Origin of the sequence: Enterobacter cloacae complex sp. P17RS (assembly GCF_014895885.1) — a bacterium.
Taxonomy (GTDB): domain Bacteria; phylum Pseudomonadota; class Gammaproteobacteria; order Enterobacterales; family Enterobacteriaceae; genus Enterobacter; species Enterobacter bugandensis.
Genome location: NZ_JADBQK010000028.1, coordinates 96,893 through 115,276, shown reverse-complemented (window position 1 = coordinate 115,276; position 18,384 = coordinate 96,893). Strand labels below are relative to the sequence as shown.

Here is an 18,384-nt window from a genome sequence, read left to right as displayed (position 1 = left end):
TCAGGCGTTGGAATACCGTTCGGTTTCCGGCATCCAGCGCTCAATTAACGCTGCCGCCTGTTCGGGGTAGCGTTCATGAATATGGCGCGCAAGGCGCTGAACTTCGGGGATCATGGCCTGATCGCGCAGTAAATCCGCCACTTTGAATTCAGCATTTCCCGTCTGGCGCGTGCCCAGTAGTTCGCCCGGGCCGCGTATCTCCAGGTCTTTTTGCGCAATCACAAAGCCGTCGTTGCTGTCGCGCAGCACCTGCAGTCGCATCTGGGCGGTTTTTGAAAGCGGTGCTTTGTAAAGCAGCACGCAGTGAGACGCTACCGCGCCGCGGCCAACGCGCCCGCGCAGCTGGTGGAGCTGGGCAAGCCCCAGACGTTCCGGGTTTTCGATGATCATCAAACTGGAGTTGGGTACGTCAACGCCCACTTCGATGACCGTCGTCGCGACCAGCAAATGCAGTTCCCCCTGTTTGAAGGATTGCATCACCGCCTGCTTCTCGGCAGGCTTCATGCGGCCGTGAACCAGGCCAACGTTCAGCTCGGGCAGTGCCAGCTTGAGCTCTTCCCACGTCGCTTCGGCGGCCTGGGCTTCCAGCAGTTCAGACTCTTCAATCAGGGTACAGACCCAGTAGGCCTGACGCCCTTCATGGGTGCAAGCATTGCGCACCCGGTCAATGATGTCGCTGCGGCGCGTATCCGGTATGGCGACCGTCGTCACCGGCGTTCGGCCCGGCGGCAGTTCGTCGATGGTAGAGGTATCCAGATCGGCGTAGGCGGTCATCGCCAGGGTACGCGGGATCGGCGTGGCGGTCATGATCAGCTGATGCGGGTGGAAGCCCTGCTGCAGCCCTTTTTCCCACAGCGCCAGACGCTGATGCACGCCGAAGCGGTGCTGCTCGTCGATAATCACCAGCGCGAGGCCGTTAAACTGCACCTGCTCCTGAAAGATAGCGTGTGTGCCGACAATCATCTGCACCTGGCCGCTGGCGATGGCCTCCTGTTGCGCAAGACGCGCTTTGCCTTTTTGCTTTCCGGCAAGCCAGCCCACTTCAATCCCGAGCGGTGCGAACCAGGCGCGGAAATTGTTGGCGTGTTGTTCAGCCAGCAGTTCGGTGGGTGCCATCAGCGCGACCTGTTTGCCGTGGGCAATCGCGCGCAGGGCGGCCAGGGCGGCAACCAGCGTTTTACCTGAACCTACGTCGCCCTGCACCAGGCGCATCATCGGCACGTCGAGCGCCATATCGCGCTCAATCTCGGCGGTGACGCGCGCCTGCGCGCCGGTGGGCTTAAAGGGTAGCGAGGCCAGCAGCTTATCTTTGAGCACATCATTCGGGCTTAACGGCTGAGCGTGGAAACGCTGCGCGCCGGCGCGCAGCGCCAGCATGCTCAGGTTATGCGCCAGTAATTCCTCAAGGATAAGACGCCGTTGAGCGGGGTGTTTACCGCTTTCTAAATCGCTGAGCTGCAGCGTTGGCGGCGGGCGGTGCAGGGTGCGCAGCGCCTCGGGCAGGCTCATCATCCCCTGAGCCAGTTCTGGCGGCAGCAGTTCGGTAATGGCACAGGTGTCCAGCAGCTCCAGGGCCTGATCGGTGAGCTTACGCAGCGTCGCCTGCTTAATGCCTTCGGTCGTCGGGTAAACCGGCGTGAGCGTCTCCTGCAGCTCCGGCGTGCTAAGATCGCCCTGCACGCGGTACTCCGGGTGGATCATCTCTGCGCCGTATTTCCCGCGTTTGGCTTCGCCATAGGCCAGCACTCTGCGGCCTGTCGCCAGGCTGTTTTTCATTGCAGCGCTGAAGTTGAAGAAACGCATGGTGAGGATGCCGGTGCCGTCGCTGATCTGACAGGTCATCATCCGGCGTCCGCCGAAAGTGATATTGCAGTTCAGGACTTCGCCTTCAACGGTGGCGTAAATGGCGGGAAGCAGATCGCCAATCTTGTAGAGCTGAGTGCGGTCTTCGTAACGCAGGGGGAGGTGAAGCAGGAGATCCTGCACGGTGTGCAGGCCAATTTTTGCCAGCTTATTGCTTTGCGCCGCGCCCACGCCCGTCAGGCTGTTGAGCGGGATAGCATCCAGCAGGCGGCCTTTCATCGGTTACCCGGCGTACTGCATAGTGGCCCACCACTCGGCATCGGCTTCAATTTCGCCCTGCGCGTTGACGTGGGGGTAAGGCAATTTTTTCTGCTTCGCAACGCGTGCCAGCACCGGATAGCCACCTTCAAACAGCAGGCGCTGCTGTTCTTCTTCCGGCAGCATGCTGTTGCTGCGCTCGTACATCCCGGCGTTCTGACGCTGGCGCTGCGCTTCATACAGAATGAGCGCGGACGCCACGGAGACGTTAAGGGACTGGACCATGCCGATCATCGGAATGATGATGTCCCGATCCGCCAGATCCAGCGCCTCCTGGGAGATCCCGGTTTTCTCCTGACCCATCAAAATGCAGGTCGGGCGGGTATAGTCGATTTCGCGGAAATCCACGGCCTTATCGGACAGGTTTGTCGCCAGGATCTGCATACCGCGTCCTTTCAGATGCGATACGGCATCGCCAATCGTCTGGTGAGATTTGACGGATACCCAGCTGTTACTGCCTGCCGCAGCAGAGACCATGGTTCGCATCCGGTGACCCGGCCAGACGGCGTGCACTTCATGCACGCCGACGGCATCTGCGGTACGGACGATGGCAGAGACGTTATGAGGTTTATGCACCTGCTCCATGCAGACCGTCAGGTCAGGCTGGCGTCTGGCAAGCATTTCGCAGATACGGGCATAACGTTGTGAATTCATAAACCTAGTTTCGGTTTCGGGTGACTTTAATCACGTCCGGCATGACGCGGATCTTGCGCATAATGTTCGCCAGATGCACGCGGTCGCGAGCGGTCAGACGGATAAAGGCGCTATAGACGCGGCCGTCTTTTTCTTCCGTATTCAGGCTCTGAATGTTGGACGAGGCCGTGTTGATGGCTGCCGTCAGGTTCGCCAGGGCACCCTGGTGGTTGAACATATCCACCTTAATTTCGGTGATAAATTCCTGCGCCGTCTCTTTATCCCACTCGACCGCCATAAACTTCTCGGCTTCTTTCTGGTAGCCGCGAATGTTACGACAGGATTCATGGTGGATAACCAGCCCTTTGCCCGGACTGACGTGCGCAATAATCGGGTCGCCAGGGATTGGACGGCAACATTTTGCGAAGGTGATCAGCACCCCGTCCGCGCCTTTGATCGGCAGATGAGCATGGCCGGATGCGCCTGGAGCAGATGGCGTCGCTTCGCCCTGCTGCAGGTTTTTCGCCACCACGACACTCATCGCGTTACCCAGACCAATTTCCGCCAGCAGATCGTCCAGAGACGTGAGCTTCATACGGTCGAGTTCACGCTGAATATGCTCCGGTGGGATCTCTGCCAGCTTACGGCTGCCGCCCAACGCGTGGTTGAGCAGACGACGCCCCAGGCTCACGGAGTCATCGCGCTTGAGGTTTTTCAACAGCTGACGAATTTTGGCGCGCGCTTTGGAACTCACGACAAAGTTCAGCCAGGCCGCGTTCGGACGTGCACCCGGCGCGGTAATAATTTCGACCGTCTGGCCGCTGGAGAGCGGCTGTGACAGCGGGTAAGGCTGTCTGTCGACGCGCGCGCCCACGCAGGCGTGCCCGATATCGGTATGCACGGCGTAGGCGAAGTCGACCGGCGTTGCGCCCGCAGGCAGTTCGACAATGCGACCTTCTGGGGTGAAAACGTAAATCTCATCCGGGAAGAGATCGGATTTAACGCTCTCGATAAATTCGAACGAGCTACCCGCACTCTGCTGAAGCTCCAGCAGGCTCTGCATCCAGCGCTGGGCGCGGATTTGCGCGGTGGTGCTGCTTTCGCCACCGTGCTCTTTGTAAGCCCAGTGTGCGGCTACACCCATCTCTGCCATCTGGTCCATGTCTTCGGTGCGGATCTGCACTTCAACAGGCACGCCGTGCGGACCGATCATCGAGGTATGCAAAGATTGATAGCCGTTCGCTTTCGGAATGGCGATGTAATCTTTCATGCGCCCCGGGCGCGGTTTATAGAGGCTGTGCATCTGCCCCAGCACGCGGTAGCAGGTGTCAGAGTCGTGGACGATTACGCGGAACGCGTAGATATCCATGATCGAGTGAAAACGCTGCTCTTTGAGCACCATTTTGCAGTAGATGGAGTAAAGATGTTTTTCGCGACCGCTGACGCGGCACGGGATTCCCGCTTCCTGCAAACGCCCTTCAATTTCAGAGAGGATCTTTTGAATCATCTCTTTACGGTTACCGCGTGCGGCTTTCACCACCTCTTTAATCACGCGATAGCGGTTCGGGTACAACGCTTCAAAGCCCAGCTCTTCCAGCTCGGTTTTGATGTGGTGGATACCTAAACGGTGCGCCAGCGGACTGTAAATTTCGAGGGTTTCACGGGCAATGCGGCGACGTTTATCCGGGCGAAGTGAGCCCAGCGTGCGCATGTTGTGGGTACGGTCAGCGAGTTTGATGAGAATGACGCGGATATCCTGCACCATCGCCATAATCATCTTGCGGAAGTTTTCGGCTTGCGCCTCTTTCTTGTCGCGGAATTTCAGCTTATCAAGCTTAGAGACCCCTTCCACCAGCTCGGCAACGCTTTTGCCAAACAGCTGTTCCATATCCTGGTAGGTGGCAGGGGTATCTTCGATCACGTCGTGCAGCAGGGCGGCCATCAGCGTTTCGTAGTCGAGTTTCATCTCGGCCAGAATACAGGCTACCGCAACCGGGTGCGTGATGTAGGGTTCACCGCTTGAACGTGTCTGGCCCTCGTGAGCGTCACGTGCAACGAGATACGCCTGCTGAAGACGCTTAATCTGGTCTTCAGGCAGGTAGATTTGAATCAGTTGATTCAGGCTTTCAAACAGATACAAGGGCGACCCGCAGGTTTAATTAACGACGACCTTCAGCAATGGCGGTTACGGCCTGCAGTTCTGCGGCTTCCTGCTCTTGCTGCTCCTGGCGCTCACGCACGTCGAGGATCTGGTTGTTGATCAGACCTTCTTCAATTTCGCGAAGTGCAATAACGGTGGTTTTATCGTTTTCTTCCGGTACCAGCGGATCTTTACCGCCCACCTGCATCTGACGAGCGCGACGCGCGGCGACCAGCACCAGGTCAAAACGGTTACCAATTTTCTCTACAGCGTCCTGAACAGTTACGCGTGCCATACTTAAAATGCTCCACAGGTGAAGAAATGACTGGGCATGATACTGAAAGTGGGTTCAGTCTGCCAACAGTTTGGTGATTAATGCGTCATGTCGCTGCTTCTGGCGGCTCATACGCAGTCGTTCTGCGCGAAGAATGGTTTTGAGATCGCTCAGCGCGGCATCAAAATCATCATTCACAATAAGGTAATCATATTCCGCGTAATGGCTCATTTCTGCAACTGCCTGTTCCATACGCTTTGCGATGACTTCTTCACTGTCCTGACCGCGGCCACGCAGGCGGCGATCCAGCTCATCCTTCGACGGCGGTAAAATAAAGATACTGCGCGAGTCAGGCATTTTCTTGCGAATTTGCTGTGCGCCCTGCCAGTCGATGTCGAGGAACACATTCACGCCCGTCGCCAGAACCTGCTCAATGGTTTCACGCGAGGTGCCGTAGTAGTTACCAAACACTTCTGCGTGTTCAAGAAACGCATCTCTGCCGATCATCGCTCTGAACTCGTCGTGATCCACAAAGAAATAGTGTTCACCGTGCACTTCACCCGGACGCGGCGCTCGCGTGGTGTGAGAAACAGAAACCTGTGTGTCGTACAACGGTTGGGTTTTTAACAGTGCCTGAATAAGGCTGGATTTACCCGCGCCGCTAGGGGCAGAAACAATATAAAGCGTGCCTTGAGCCATGAGAGTCTTTTGTATGTGTTAACGAAGAAGTCCTACATACGGGCTTATTATACACGTCGCCGCTGTGTGACGTAGCCTTTGTCACACTTTTTCCCCTGGATTATTGAATTTTGCGTACCGTTTTCAGGTTTTACCTGCGGTTTGCAGCAATAAAAATTAACGCTGGATAGCGCCTCGCAACGTGAAAGGTTGCTATTAGCGTCGTTTCTCACGTCAGGTTATACCTCCTGCATTGCAAAGGAGGGATAGCGATGTGGCGGTGGATAAGCGGGTTAATGCTGTTGTGGTGTGGTTACGGGGCGGCGGTGTGCCCGGTGTGGTCACAGGCAAAAGCCGAAAAAGAGATTGCGTCATTAAGTGCACAAATCAAACGCTGGGATGAGGCTTACTGGAAGCTGGGGGTGAGCGAGGTCAGTGACGAAGTGTATGACCAGCTCAACGGCCGTTTAACCCAGTGGCAGCGCTGTTTCGGCAACGATTTTGCTGAGAGCGCCCTACCTGCGCTGGAGGGAAACGTAAAACATCCTGTTGCCCATACGGGGGTACGTAAAGCAGCCAGCAAAGAAGCGCTGGGTCACTGGATGCACGGCCGGAAAAATCTCTGGATGCAGCCAAAAGTCGATGGCGTGGCGGTGACGCTGGTGTATCGCAACGGAAAGCTAGCGCGGGCCATCAGCCGTGGTAATGGGTTAAAAGGCGAGGACTGGACGGCCCGCGTGCGTTTGATCCCGTCCGTGCCCAAGGAGGTATCCGGCGCGCTTGCAAACAGCGTCTTACAGGGGGAGCTTTTCTGGTTACGCGAAAACCACGTCCAGCGGCAGATGGGCGGAATGAATGCTCGCGCAAAAGTGGCGGGTGCGATGATGCGACAAAAGGACAACGCGCTTCTGAGCCAGACAGGAATATTTATCTGGGCCTGGCCGGATGGACCGAAGGGAATGGAAAACAGGCTTTCTGAGCTGTCCAGCGCAGGCTTTTCCCTGACGGCGCGCTATACGTTGCCCGTACAAGCGGTTGATGCTGTTGAAAAACAGCGTTTGGCCTGGCAAAACACGGCATTGCCCTTTGCCACGGATGGCATAGTGGTTCGGTCTGCGGAGCCACCTACAGGGGAGAGTTGGCTGCCCGGCGAAGGCAACTGGATTATCGCGTGGAAATATTCGCCTGCGGCACAGGTCGCAGAGGTCAGGAATATTCTTTTTTCCGTGGGGCGCACGGGCAAAATTTCTGTCGTGGCGGCACTTGAGCCTGTGCAGTTGGACGATAAACGGGTGCAGCGAGTGAGTCTCGGTTCGGTTGGGCGCTGGCAGAGGTTGGATATTGCCCCGGGCGATCAGATCCAGGTCAGCCTGGCAGGGCAGGGTATCCCCCGGTTTGATAAGGTGGTCTGGCGAGGGGCGGAAAGACAAAAACCTGAGCCTCCGGCCTCGTGTTATCACTCCCTGAGTTGCTTTTATGCCTCGCCGGAGTGTATGGAACAGTTCTTTGCCCGGCTGACGTGGCTCAGTTCAAAGCAGGTATTCAACATTGAAGGATTAGGTGAGTCAGGCTGGCGGACACTCTGGCAGGCGCATCATTTTGAACATCTCTTTTCGTGGCTGCTATTAACGCAGGAGCAGCTGCAGTCGACGCCGGGATTCTCTGCCGCACGCGGGCTGGCGCTCTGGCATCGCTTTAATCAGGTGCATGAGCAGCCTTTTATCCGCTGGATTATGGCGCTGGGTGTTCCGCTGCCACAGGCCTCGCTGAAGGCGTTGGAAGATGTGTCGTGGCAAAAGATGAGCGAACGCAGTGAAAAGGCCTGGCAGGCCTTGCCGGGTACGGGAGCGGAGAAGGCGCGGCAAATCGTTGCCTGGCTGCACGCGCCAGAGATCGATGTGCTGGTCAGGTGGCTTGCTCAGCAGCACATCAATGGGTTCTGAGATCAGTGGGCGCTGTGCTTATAGTGAAACACGGGCAATCCGAGCTTCAGACGCAGCGCCAGCATGCGGGCCGTAAAGCCAAACAGCAGCGTTGAGATGACCACCACGTCGTGGTTTGAAACGTAATGCTGCAGGGCAATGTAGAGCACCGCTGCGGCGAAGGAGATGCCGGCATACAGCTCTTTTTGAAAGACCAGAGGAATGCGCTTGCAGAACATATCGCGCAGCACGCCGCCGAAAACGCCCGTCACCACGGCAGCAATGGTGGCGATAACCGGGCCTTCCCCCATATCGAGCGCGATTTGCGCGCCGATGATAGAAAAGACGATCAGCCCCAGCGCGTCAAGCACCAGGAACAGGCGGCGCAGATGGGGCATAACGGGTGCCACTATGGTGGTTAATACGGCAGCCGTTGCGACGATAATCACATACTCAGGATGTTTCACCCAGCCGAGCGGGTAATGGCCAAGCAGGATATCGCGCACGGAACCGCCGCCCAGGGCGGTTGCAGTGGCAATAATGATCACGCCGAAGGTGTCCATCCGGCGACGCCCGGCGGCGAGAGCGCCAGTCATGGCTTCAGCGGTGATACCAATAAGATAAAGAATGTGAAGCAGCATATACCCTCCGGTGTGAACGCGGAAAGGTTAGCGATTTGTGCGCAAGATCACGATTGAGATTTTCTAAGGCGATTGGGTTTCACCTATAAAATTTAATCAATGCATGTTGAATATCTTTGATACTTGGCTGCTGAATTTGAAAAGAGGCGGGAATTCGGATTAGAAATAATAATGGATGGCGTCAGCCGACGCCATCCAAAAAGCGATTACTCAATATTCTGGATCTGCTCGCGCATCTGCTCAATCAGAACCTTGAGTTCAATCGCTGAGTTGGTCACTTCAGCGTTGATAGACTTAGACGCCAAAGTGTTCGACTCGCGGTTGAACTCCTGCATCATAAAGTCCAGGCGGCGGCCTACAGCTTCCTTCTTCTTCAGGATGTTGTAGGTCTCTTTAACGTGCGCTTCCAGACGGTCCAGCTCTTCAGCAACATCGATACGCTGCGCCATCAGCACCAGCTCTTGTTCCAGACGGGTGTTTTCCAGCTGAACTTCCGCTTCTTCCAGCTTGGCGACCAGACGCTCGCGCTGCCACTGCATCACTTCCGGCATATGGGCGCGAACCTTCGCCACTTCAGCGCTGACGCCTTCAAGGCGCTGCTCAATCATCGCTTTCAGTGCCTGGCCTTCGGTTTCGCGAGCAACGATAAAATCGTCCAGCGTGCCGTCGAGGGCTGCCAGAATTTCAGCGGCAATCGCGTCCAGATCCTGCTCACCGGCGGCCATGACGCCAGGCCAGCGCAGAATATCAACCGGGTTGATTTCGCCTTCATCGCTCTGCATTTTGACCCAGTTCGCCGCATTCACGAGCTGTTTCGCCAGTTTTTCGTTGAGGATCAGCTCGCCCTGTGCGCTGGCATCGGGCTCAAAGCGCAGGTTGCATTCCACTTTCCCGCGGGTCAGACGCGTACGGATACGCTCGCGCACCACAGGTTCAAGGCTGCGGAACTGTTCCGGCATACGGAAATATGTTTCCAGATAGCGCTGGTTTACCGAACGCATTTCCCAGGTAGCGCTACCCCAGCTACCCTTGATTTCACGCCGGGCGTAGGCGGTCATACTGCGGATCATAGACATTCCCGTTTTTAAAGGAGAGATGGGGGGATTATAGCTTTCGGGGGCTTCTCAGGATAGGAATAAGCGTCCTTTATCCGTATAATGCGCAGCCACATTCGTTTCAAGCCGGAGAATCCATCATGCGTCCATCAGGTCGTAGCGCCAATCAGGTGCGTCCCGTCACCCTGACCCGTAACTATACAAAACACGCTGAAGGCTCCGTGCTGGTTGAGTTTGGTGACACCAAAGTGCTTTGCACCGCGTCCATCGAAGAAGGCGTTCCGCGCTTTCTGAAAGGTCAGGGCCAGGGCTGGATCACCGCCGAGTACGGCATGCTGCCACGCGCGACCCATACCCGTAACGCCCGTGAAGCGGCAAAGGGTAAGCAGGGTGGACGTACCATGGAAATCCAGCGCCTGATCGCACGTGCGCTGCGCGCCGCCGTTGACCTGAAAATCCTCGGTGAATTCACTATTACCCTGGACTGCGACGTGATTCAGGCAGATGGCGGCACGCGTACCGCGTCCATTACCGGTGCCTGTGTGGCGCTGGCCGATGCCCTGAACAAGCTGGTTGCAGCCGGTAAGCTGAAAACCAACCCTATGAAAGGGATGGTCGCGGCGGTTTCCGTGGGGATCGTTAATGGTGAAGCGCTTTGCGATCTGGAATATGTTGAAGATTCTGCCGCCGAGACCGACATGAACGTGGTGATGACCGAAGATGGTCGCATCATTGAGGTGCAGGGGACGGCGGAAGGTGAGCCGTTCACCCATGAAGAACTTCTCTCCCTGCTGGCGTTGGCCCGAGGGGGAATCGAATCCATTGTAACGACGCAAAAAGCGGCGTTAGAAAATTGATTTTAAAGGCGACCAATGAGTCGCCTTTTTTTTGCCTGTAAGACAGAAAAAACCAAAGGAGCGAATCCATGAAATCTTATCAGCGCCAGTTTATTGAGTTTGCGATTAATAAACAGGTACTTAAGTTTGGCGAATTTACGCTGAAATCCGGGCGTAAGAGCCCGTATTTCTTCAACGCCGGGCTGTTTAATACCGGGCGCGATCTGGCACTGTTAGGCCGCTTCTATGCCGAAGCGCTGGTGGATTCCGGGATTGATTTCGACCTGCTGTTTGGCCCGGCGTACAAGGGCATTCCGATTGCAACCACCACGGCGGTGGCGCTGGCGGAGCACCATGACCGTGATGTGCCGTACTGCTTTAACCGCAAAGAGGCCAAAACCCACGGTGAAGGCGGTAATCTTGTGGGCAGTGCGCTGCAGGGCCGCGTGATGCTGGTCGACGACGTGATTACCGCAGGCACCGCGATCCGTGAATCTATGGAGATTATCCAGGCCAACGGTGCGACGCTGGCTGGCGTGCTGATTTCTCTTAATCGTCAGGAGCGCGGTCGCGGCGATATCTCTGCTATCCAGGAAGTAGAGCGTGATTACAGCTGCAAAGTGACCTCTATCATCACTCTGAAAGACCTGATTGCGTATCTGGAAGAGAAGCCAGAGATGGCGGATCACCTGGCGGCGGTGCGGGCGTATCGCGAAGAGTTTGGCGTGTAATTGAATTGCCCGGCGGCGCTACGCTTACCGGGCCTGCGGTGCTACTGCAGCTGCGCTGCCACTAACGGCCAGCGGGCGTCAAAATCGTCCGTTGGTCGGTATTTGAATTCGCTGCGCACAAAGCGGGAGAGCATGCCTTCACAAAACGCCAGAATCTGGCTTGCCAGCAATGTCTCATCCGTATTGTATCCTTCGCCTTCACGCATTTTCTTCTCGCGCAGCACCTGGCGCAGCTGCGCTTCAATACGCTCAAAAAGCTGATTGATGCGGCCCTGCAGCCTGTCCTGCTCAAACATCAGCGCGTGGCCGGTCAGGATACGGGTTAAACCCGGATTGCGCTCCCCAAAGCCCAGAATTAACAGCACAATCAGACGAAGACGCGCGGTGGTATCTTTTTCATCTTTCAGAATCAGGTTAATGCGCGTGATCAGACTGTCTTCAATAAACTCGATCAGGCTGTCGAACATTTTTGTTTTGCTGGGGAAATGACGATACAGCGCCGCCTCAGACACGCCCACAGAGGCGGCCAGTTTGGCGGTGGTGATGCGTTGACTGCCATCGCTGGATTCAAGCATCAGAGCCAGAGATTGAAGTATTTCTTCGCGACGATTCCTTTTCGCGGTTTGTTTTTCTGCCATGTTACAAAATACCCCTGAAAATAAGCACTTGCCAGGCTGGCATCCACACAGCGACCGCAAACTGACGTTTGCGGTTTGTTATTGCGTTATGGCGCTGCGAGATACGTGTGTCGGGCGGTTATTTGCGCCCGGAATGGCCGAAGCCGCCTTCGCCACGGTCGGTGGCATCAAAATCTGCCACCAGGTTAAATTCTGCCTGTACCACCGGTACAAAAACCATCTGCGCGATACGCTCGCCCGGTTCAATGGTGAAGCTGTCCTGACCACGGTTCCAGACGGACACCATCAGCTGACCCTGGTAGTCGGAGTCGATCAGGCCGACCAGGTTACCCAGCACTACGCCGTGCTTATGGCCCAGACCCGAGCGCGGCAGGATCACTGCCGCCAGAGACGGGTCTGCAATGTGGATCGCCAGGCCAGTCGGGATCAGGGTAGTGGCACCGGGAGCCAGTTCTACGGCGTCATCGAGACAGGCGCGCAGGTCAAGTCCGGCAGAGCCGGAGGTGGCATAGGTTGGCAGCGGGAATTGCTCGCCAACACGCGGGTCCAGAATCTTAACGTCGATTTTTTTCATCATAACGGGTAACGATCTCGTCCAGTAATTGTTGGCCCAGGAGTTCCTTGCGCTCAAGCGGTAAGATTTTATCTCCATCCTGCCAGAAAAGGTGCAGTGCGTTGCTGTCGCTATTAAATCCTTGCGTGGCCAGCGATACGTCGTTCGCGCAAATTAAATCGAGGTTTTTGCGGGTACGTTTTTGCCGGGCATATTCTTCCACATTATTCGTTTCTGCGGCAAATCCAACAACGTAAGGACGATGGCTTTTTAATGCGGCGACACCGGCAACAATGTCCGGGTTTTTCACCATTTTCAGTGTTAATTCATCGCCTTGCTTTTTGATTTTAGACTCGGCGATGGTCTCGGCGCGATAGTCTGCCACGGCCGCACAGCCGATAAAAATCTGCTGGCGTTGCGCATGAGCCTGCACGGCGGCTTCCATCTCCAGCGCAGTGGTAACATTAATACGCTGTACAAAAGGTGGCGTAGGTAACGAGACCGGGCCGCTGACCAGCGTGACGTTAGCACCGCGTTTTGCCGCTGCGGCAGCAATTGCAAAGCCCATTTTGCCGGAGCTGTGGTTGGTGATGTAACGCACCGGGTCCAGCGGCTCGCGCGTCGGGCCCGCGGTAATCATGATGTTGAGATGTTGCAGGTCGTTGACAGGTGAAAAATGGGCGGCGGCCATATCCACAATCGTCAACGGGTCGAGCATACGCCCCGGGCCAACGTCGCCGCAGGCCTGGCTGCCGCTGTCCGGGCCCCAGACAAGCAGGCCGCGCGAAGCCAGCGTCTCCAGATTATGCTGGGTGGCGGCATTGCGGTACATCTGCTGGTTCATGGCGGGCACAACGGCGACGGGCGCAGGCGTCGCGAGGCAAATGGTCGAAACCAGATCGTTCGCCATACCAGCCGCCACGCGGGCAATTAAATCTGCCGTGGCAGGGGCAAGAATCACCAGATCGGCCCATTTCCCAAGCTCAATATGCCCCATCGCGGCTTCGGCGGCCGGATCGAGCAGGCTGTCAGATACCGGGTATCCTGAAACCGCCTGCAGGCTCAGAGGGGTGATAAAGGCTTTACCGCCTTCGGTTATCGCGACCCGCACGTCCGCCCCGCGCTCGCGCAGACGACGCACCAGCTCCGGCGCTTTATAGGCAGCAATGCCGCCGCTCACGCCAAGAACGATTTTTTTACCGGCCAGGCTCATCATGATTCTTTCCTGTTGGGTTTCACCAGAGAGCGGGCATTTTACCACAATCCCAAATAGGGGGGTGATGAAGTCCTTTATGCACTTTGCGAGGCGCTACGCAAGAACGAAACCTCAGCGTCGAGCCCCGGATTTGCCTGTGGCAGCATAATGGCAAACAGAAGGAGGCCGGGCATGGAAGAGACTGAACTGCTGCTACCGCGCGAAAAAATGCTGCGTCATGGCGTCGCGTTATTAAAAGACGAGGAGCTGCTGGCGCTCTTTTTACGTACAGGTACGAAGGGAAAAACGGTATTTACGCTGGCGAAAAATCTGATAGACCATTTTGGTTCACTACATGGTTTGCTGACAGCCGAACTGGAGGCGTTTACGCACGTAGAAGGCATTGGCGTCGCGAAGTATGCCCAGTTACGGGGTATTGCTGAACTTGCCCGGCGATTTTATAACGTACAGATGGAGGAGCAAGATCCGATCCTTACCCCTGACATGACCCGCGAATTTTTGCAAAGCCAGCTATCTGGTCTGGAGCGGGAGATCTTTATGGTGATCTTTCTCGACAACAGGAACCGGGTACTGAAGCACAGCCGCCTGTTTTCGGGTACACTGAGCCACGTTGAGGTACATCCGCGTGAAATTGTGCGTGAAGCGATAAAAGTGAATGCAGCGGGGGTGATCCTCGCGCATAATCACCCCTCTGGCTGTGCAGAACCGAGCAGAGCTGACAAAGAAATCACCGAACGCATTATCAAATGCTGTCAATTCATGGACATTCGTGTTCTGGACCATCTGATAATTGGCCGCGGCGAGTACATTTCTTTTGCAGAACATGGCTGGATTTAGGCTATTTCTCGCGATCCATCGGGATCTTTGTCTGTTCGGGACTTGAGCACACCGCCGAGTCAGCGTATACTACGCCACCTTTGAGAATCTCGGGTTTGGCATTTGGGCCTGGCAATCGAGAGTTCACTTAGAACTACGCGATGACCGGGCTGTAAAGCCTGACGAGGCGCCGATACCCCATACGAAGCTCGAGCTAATTTGATTTTTGGAGAATAGACATGTCCCGAGTCTGCCAAGTTACTGGCAAGCGTCCGGTGACCGGTAACAACCGTTCCCACGCACTGAACGCGACTAAACGCCGTTTCCTGCCGAACCTGCACTCTCACCGTTTCTGGGTTGAGAGCGAGAAGCGTTTTGTCACCCTGCGTGTATCTGCTAAAGGTATGCGTGTAATCGATAAGAAAGGCATCGATACAGTTCTGTCTGAACTGCGTGCCCGTGGCGAAAAGTACTAAGTACTTAAAGAGGAAATAAATCATGGCTAAAGGTATTCGCGAGAAAATCAAGCTGGTTTCTTCTGCTGGTACAGGTCACTTCTACACCACCACGAAGAACAAACGTACTAAGCCGGAAAAACTGGAACTGAAAAAATTCGATCCAGTTGTACGCCAGCACGTACTGTACAAAGAAGCTAAAATCAAATAATTTTAGCCTCCTTGTATTGAAAAACCCCGCAACTGCGGGGTTTTTTGCATTCTGCATCTCAACGGAGGAACCATGCCTGAATTACCTGAGGTAGAGACCAGCCGTCGCGGCATTGAGCCCCATCTGGTCGGCGCGACTATTCTTCATGCCGTCGTTCGCAATGGACGACTGCGCTGGCCGGTGTCCGATGAGATCCACGCGTTAAGCGACAAACCCGTCCTTAGCGTGCAGCGCCGCGCGAAATACCTGCTGCTGGAGCTGCCTGACGGCTGGATCATTATCCATCTTGGAATGTCCGGGAGCCTGCGCATCTTGACCGAAGAATTGCCTGCGGAAAAACACGATCACGTCGACCTGGTAATGAGCAACGGCAAAGTGCTCCGCTACACCGATCCGCGGCGCTTTGGCGCGTGGCTGTGGACGAAGGAGCTGGAAGGACACAACGTGCTGGCGCATCTGGGCCCTGAGCCGCTTTCAGACGCGTTTAATGCGGACTACCTGAAAGAGAAGTGCGCGAAGAAAAAGACCCCGATCAAGCCCTGGCTGATGGATAACAAGCTGGTGGTCGGCGTGGGGAATATTTACGCCAGTGAATCGCTGTTTGCGGCCGGGATCCATCCCGATCGGCTGGCCTCGTCGCTGTCCGCGCAGGAGTGTGAGCTGCTGGTTCGGGTCATTAAAGCAGTGCTGCTGCGCTCGATTGAGCAAGGCGGGACCACCCTGAAGGATTTTCTGCAAAGCGACGGTAAACCAGGCTATTTTGCCCAGGAGCTGCAGGTGTATGGCCGTAAGGGCGAGCCATGCAGGGCATGCGGGACGCCGATTATTGCCACGAAGCACGCCCAGCGCGCCACGTTCTACTGCCGCCAGTGTCAGAAATAGAACTACTTTAGCTTTTCCATCAGCGCCTGGTGGACGTTATCCGGCAGGAAATGGGTAACGTCCCCGTGATGGCGCGCCACCTCTTTTACCAGCGTGGACGAGATAAACGACCACTCTTTTGACGGCATCAGGAATACGCTTTCCAGCTCCGGCATCAGGTGGCGGTTCATGTGCGCCAGCTGCATCTCATACTCGAAGTCTGCCACCGCGCGCAGGCCACGAATCAGAATATTGGCCTGCTGGGCGCGGGCGAAGTTCGCCATCAGATCGCTGAACCCGACAACTTCAACATTCGGCAGGTGCGAAATGGCGTCGGTGGCAAGTTGCACGCGCTCGTTGAGATCAAACATCGGCTTTTTGCTGGGGCTGGCGGCAATCGCCAGGATCACCTTGTCGAACATGCACGCTGCACGGGTAATGATGTCAAGATGACCGTTAGTGATCGGATCGAAGGTACCCGGATAAATCGCTTTTGTGCTCATGGCTCACGTTTTCTCTGAGTAGCCGCGGCAGAGCGCCCACAGCTCGGTGTATTTGTTGAAAGTATACTGGGCATTCACTACCGCCAGTAACCAGCCCTGCTTACCATCCAGCACGCCGCCGCGCAGCAGCAGCGTTTTCAGAAACGCGCCCAGCGTGTGGGTGAAGATTCCTGTCAGCGAGGCCTTCTTGCCGCGCTGGTGGCGTTCCTGCGCCCATGCGGTGGCATAGTTGAGCTGCTTTTGCTGGAAGCTGGCGAAATCACGGCAGGTCAGATGCAGCAAATCACCCGTCAGGGGGATGACCTGGGCGCCGTCGCAGGCCAGTGACTCATGGACAAGATTGTCGTTGTACTGAAAGCGCCCGCGCTCGTAGAGGCGGATTACGCGATCCGGATACCAGCCACTGTGGCGCATGAAGCGGCCAAGGAAGTAGTTACGACGCGCGATGCTGTATACGGCGCCAGGCTGGGGTGAGGAAAGCACCGCCTGAATGGCCTGCTGGAGTTCCGGGGTGACGCGCTCGTCGGTGTCGATCATCAGCACATAATCGCCCGTGGCGTGACCCTGCGCGCGCTGGCGCTGAATGCCGTAGCCCTGCCAGTCGGTATCGGTAAAGACTTTTGCGCCCGCAGCCCGGGCGATGTCCACCGTGTTGTCCGTGCTTCCGGAGTCGAGGATAACAATTTCGTCAGCCCAGGCGATGGAGGCCAGGCAATCCGGAAGCAGGTCGGCGGCGTTTTTGGCGATCATGACGACCGACAGACGCGTAGACATTAGTGGCTCCGCTGAGGCAGATAAGGTTGCAGAAGCTGCAGCAGACGGGTGAGTGCGCCCTGGTTCTGGTGCAGCACTTCGACGGCGTGGCGACCATACCACAGGCGATAATCTTCATCCGTCAGAAGGGTCGATACTTCTTTGACGACCGAGTCCGCATCGGTCACGGTAATTAAACCATCGGCCTGCTGCAATTTAGCGCAGATATCTTTGAAGTTAAACGTGTGTGGACCCATCAGCACAGGAATGGCGTGGGCTGCCGGCTCCAGCGGGTTATGGCCTCCGCGCTCCACCAGGCTGCCGCCAACAAAGGCGAGGTCAGCAATGCCGTAGAGCAGCATCAGTTCGCCCATCGTATCGCCAATCACCACCTGGGTACTGCCGGAAGGGATCTCTCCGCTGCTGCGCAGGGTGAAGCTGAAGCCGCCTTTCTGCACCATTTCGCGGGCATCTTTAAAACGTTCGGGGTGACGAGGCACCAGAATCAGCAGTAGGTCCGGGAAGGTTTCCAGCAGCTTACGGTGCGCCTGCAGGATGATCGCCTCTTCGCCCTCATGAGTACTGGTCGCTATCCAGACCTGGCGACGCGGAGCCCACTGGCGGCGTAGCGTGATGGCGCGGGCGGCCAGTTCAGGGGTAACGGAAATATCGAATTTCAGGCTGCCGGTCACAGCAAGCTGGTTGCGCTTCAGGCCCAGGGAGATAAAGCGCGCCGCGTCTTCTTCGTTCTGCGCGGCAATCAGCGTGATTTTGCTCAACAGGCGGCGCATAAATTTGCCCAGCTTGCCGTAGCCTTTCGCCGAGCGCTCTGACAGGCGCGCGTTGGCAATCACCAGCGGAATTTTACGGGCGTGCAGAGCGGAAATCATGTTCGGCCACAGCTCGGTTTCCATCACGATCACTAGCTTCGGGCGAACGGTGTTCAGGAAACGATTCATAGCGCAGGGCAGATCGTAAGGGAGGTAGACGTGATGAACGTCTTTACCAAACGCGGATAGCGCGCGCTCTGAGCCGGTTGGCGTCATGGTGGTGACGGTAATCGGCAGAGATGGGTAGCGGTGGCGCAGAGCGCGAACCAGCGGGATCGCCGCCAGCGTTTCACCGACAGAAACGGAATGCAGCAAAATACCGTCCGGGGCGACTTTATTGCGGCAAAAGCCATAGCGTTCAGCCCAGCGTTTACGATACGCAGGCGCTTTACGGCTACGAAGCAACAGTCTCAGCCACACCAGTGGCTGAATGATATAGAGCAGGGCGGTATACAACAATTCCAAGCGATTATCCGTCTTTTTAGTTTCGGCGGGCAAATTCTAAGCATTTAAGCCA

The 18,384-nt window shown here is 56.3% G+C and carries 20 protein-coding genes; 7 read left to right on the top strand and 13 right to left on the bottom strand.

Going from position 1 to position 18,384, the window contains the following annotated elements:
* From recG to gmk, 5 genes are read right to left on the bottom strand one after another with little or no spacing between them, the layout of a single operon-like run.
* Positions 1-2,082 (bottom strand): ATP-dependent DNA helicase RecG, encoded by a 2,082-nt coding sequence (recG, locus tag IM265_RS19250; protein ID WP_048958508.1) that lies wholly within the window; start codon positions 2,080-2,082, stop codon positions 1-3.
* 3 nt (positions 2,083-2,085) lie between these two features.
* Positions 2,086-2,775 carry a tRNA (guanosine(18)-2'-O)-methyltransferase TrmH gene (trmH, locus tag IM265_RS19245; protein ID WP_028015010.1) on the bottom strand — a complete coding sequence of 230 codons (690 nt, stop codon included), beginning with the start codon at positions 2,773-2,775 and terminating at the stop codon, positions 2,086-2,088.
* A 4-nt stretch (positions 2,776-2,779) separates the two neighbouring features.
* Entirely contained in the window at positions 2,780-4,894 is a 2,115-nt protein-coding gene (spoT, locus tag IM265_RS19240; protein WP_045630233.1) for a bifunctional GTP diphosphokinase/guanosine-3',5'-bis pyrophosphate 3'-pyrophosphohydrolase, read from the bottom strand.
* A gap of 19 nt (positions 4,895-4,913) precedes the next feature.
* A complete protein-coding gene (gene rpoZ, locus IM265_RS19235) occupies positions 4,914-5,189 on the bottom strand; it encodes a DNA-directed RNA polymerase subunit omega (RefSeq protein ID WP_000135058.1) in 276 nt (91 codons plus the stop codon).
* Between the two features lie 54 nt (positions 5,190-5,243).
* Positions 5,244-5,867, bottom strand: coding sequence for a guanylate kinase (gene gmk / locus IM265_RS19230; protein ID WP_010426438.1), 624 nt, complete (start codon positions 5,865-5,867; stop codon positions 5,244-5,246).
* A gap of 251 nt (positions 5,868-6,118) precedes the next feature.
* On the opposite strand from gmk, the gene ligB reads away from it, so the two are divergent.
* Complete coding sequence (ligB, locus tag IM265_RS19225; RefSeq protein ID WP_193031545.1) at positions 6,119-7,789, top strand: NAD-dependent DNA ligase LigB; 1,671 nt, start codon at positions 6,119-6,121, stop codon at positions 7,787-7,789.
* Between the two features lie 2 nt (positions 7,790-7,791).
* Here the strand turns inward: ligB and IM265_RS19220 are convergent, their stop codons facing one another.
* Complete coding sequence (locus IM265_RS19220; RefSeq protein WP_023334014.1) at positions 7,792-8,409, bottom strand: trimeric intracellular cation channel family protein; 618 nt, start codon at positions 8,407-8,409, stop codon at positions 7,792-7,794.
* 206 nt (positions 8,410-8,615) lie between these two features.
* Positions 8,616-9,479, bottom strand: a complete 864-nt coding sequence (locus IM265_RS19215; protein ID WP_193031547.1) for a YicC/YloC family endoribonuclease — start codon at positions 9,477-9,479, stop codon at positions 8,616-8,618.
* A gap of 125 nt (positions 9,480-9,604) precedes the next feature.
* Between IM265_RS19215 and rph the strand changes: the two genes are divergently transcribed.
* Together rph and pyrE are read left to right on the top strand one after the other, a co-directional pair.
* Positions 9,605-10,321 (top strand): ribonuclease PH, encoded by a 717-nt coding sequence (gene rph / locus IM265_RS19210; protein ID WP_010426431.1) that lies wholly within the window; start codon positions 9,605-9,607, stop codon positions 10,319-10,321.
* Positions 10,322-10,389: 68 nt separating this feature from the next.
* Positions 10,390-11,031, top strand: a complete 642-nt coding sequence (gene pyrE, locus IM265_RS19205; RefSeq protein WP_193031549.1) for an orotate phosphoribosyltransferase — start codon at positions 10,390-10,392, stop codon at positions 11,029-11,031.
* 41 nt (positions 11,032-11,072) lie between these two features.
* Here pyrE and slmA read toward each other — a convergent pair whose 3' ends face one another.
* The 3 genes from slmA to coaBC form a co-directional block, all read right to left on the bottom strand.
* Positions 11,073-11,669, bottom strand: coding sequence for a nucleoid occlusion factor SlmA (gene slmA, locus IM265_RS19200; RefSeq protein WP_028015015.1), 597 nt, complete (start codon positions 11,667-11,669; stop codon positions 11,073-11,075).
* Positions 11,670-11,787: 118 nt separating this feature from the next.
* On the bottom strand, positions 11,788-12,246 hold the full coding sequence (gene dut, locus IM265_RS19195; protein ID WP_015570042.1) for a dUTP diphosphatase: 459 nt from the start codon (positions 12,244-12,246) through the stop codon (positions 11,788-11,790).
* Entirely contained in the window at positions 12,224-13,435 is a 1,212-nt protein-coding gene (gene coaBC, locus IM265_RS19190) for a bifunctional phosphopantothenoylcysteine decarboxylase/phosphopantothenate--cysteine ligase CoaBC (protein ID WP_028015016.1), read from the bottom strand. Before coaBC ends, dut begins: the two co-directional genes overlap by 23 nt.
* Positions 13,436-13,609: 174 nt before the next feature.
* On the opposite strand from coaBC, the gene radC reads away from it, so the two are divergent.
* From radC to mutM, 4 genes are all read left to right on the top strand, one after another.
* Complete coding sequence (gene radC / locus IM265_RS19185; protein WP_028015017.1) at positions 13,610-14,275, top strand: DNA repair protein RadC; 666 nt, start codon at positions 13,610-13,612, stop codon at positions 14,273-14,275.
* 218 nt (positions 14,276-14,493) lie between these two features.
* A complete protein-coding gene (gene rpmB, locus IM265_RS19180; RefSeq protein WP_002436699.1) occupies positions 14,494-14,730 on the top strand; it encodes a 50S ribosomal protein L28 in 237 nt (78 codons plus the stop codon).
* Positions 14,731-14,752: 22 nt separating this feature from the next.
* Positions 14,753-14,920: a 50S ribosomal protein L33 gene (rpmG, locus tag IM265_RS19175; RefSeq protein WP_003024094.1), complete on the top strand. Its 168-nt coding sequence runs from the start codon at positions 14,753-14,755 to the stop codon at positions 14,918-14,920.
* A gap of 72 nt (positions 14,921-14,992) precedes the next feature.
* A complete protein-coding gene (mutM, locus tag IM265_RS19170; protein ID WP_028015018.1) occupies positions 14,993-15,802 on the top strand; it encodes a bifunctional DNA-formamidopyrimidine glycosylase/DNA-(apurinic or apyrimidinic site) lyase in 810 nt (269 codons plus the stop codon).
* Between the two features lie 2 nt (positions 15,803-15,804).
* On the opposite strand, the gene coaD is transcribed toward mutM, so the two are convergent.
* Genes coaD through waaA form a run of 3 tightly spaced genes read right to left on the bottom strand, consistent with a single transcriptional unit; the run spans position 15,805 to position 18,332 of the window.
* Positions 15,805-16,284, bottom strand: coding sequence for a pantetheine-phosphate adenylyltransferase (coaD, locus tag IM265_RS19165; RefSeq protein WP_025758454.1), 480 nt, complete (start codon positions 16,282-16,284; stop codon positions 15,805-15,807).
* Between the two features lie 3 nt (positions 16,285-16,287).
* Positions 16,288-17,058, bottom strand: a complete 771-nt coding sequence (locus IM265_RS19160; RefSeq protein ID WP_193031551.1) for a glycosyltransferase family 2 protein — start codon at positions 17,056-17,058, stop codon at positions 16,288-16,290.
* Entirely contained in the window at positions 17,058-18,332 is a 1,275-nt protein-coding gene (gene waaA, locus IM265_RS19155; RefSeq protein WP_028015020.1) for a lipid IV(A) 3-deoxy-D-manno-octulosonic acid transferase, read from the bottom strand. Before waaA ends, IM265_RS19160 begins: the two co-directional genes overlap by 1 nt.
* Between the last annotated feature and the right edge of the window lie 52 nt (positions 18,333-18,384).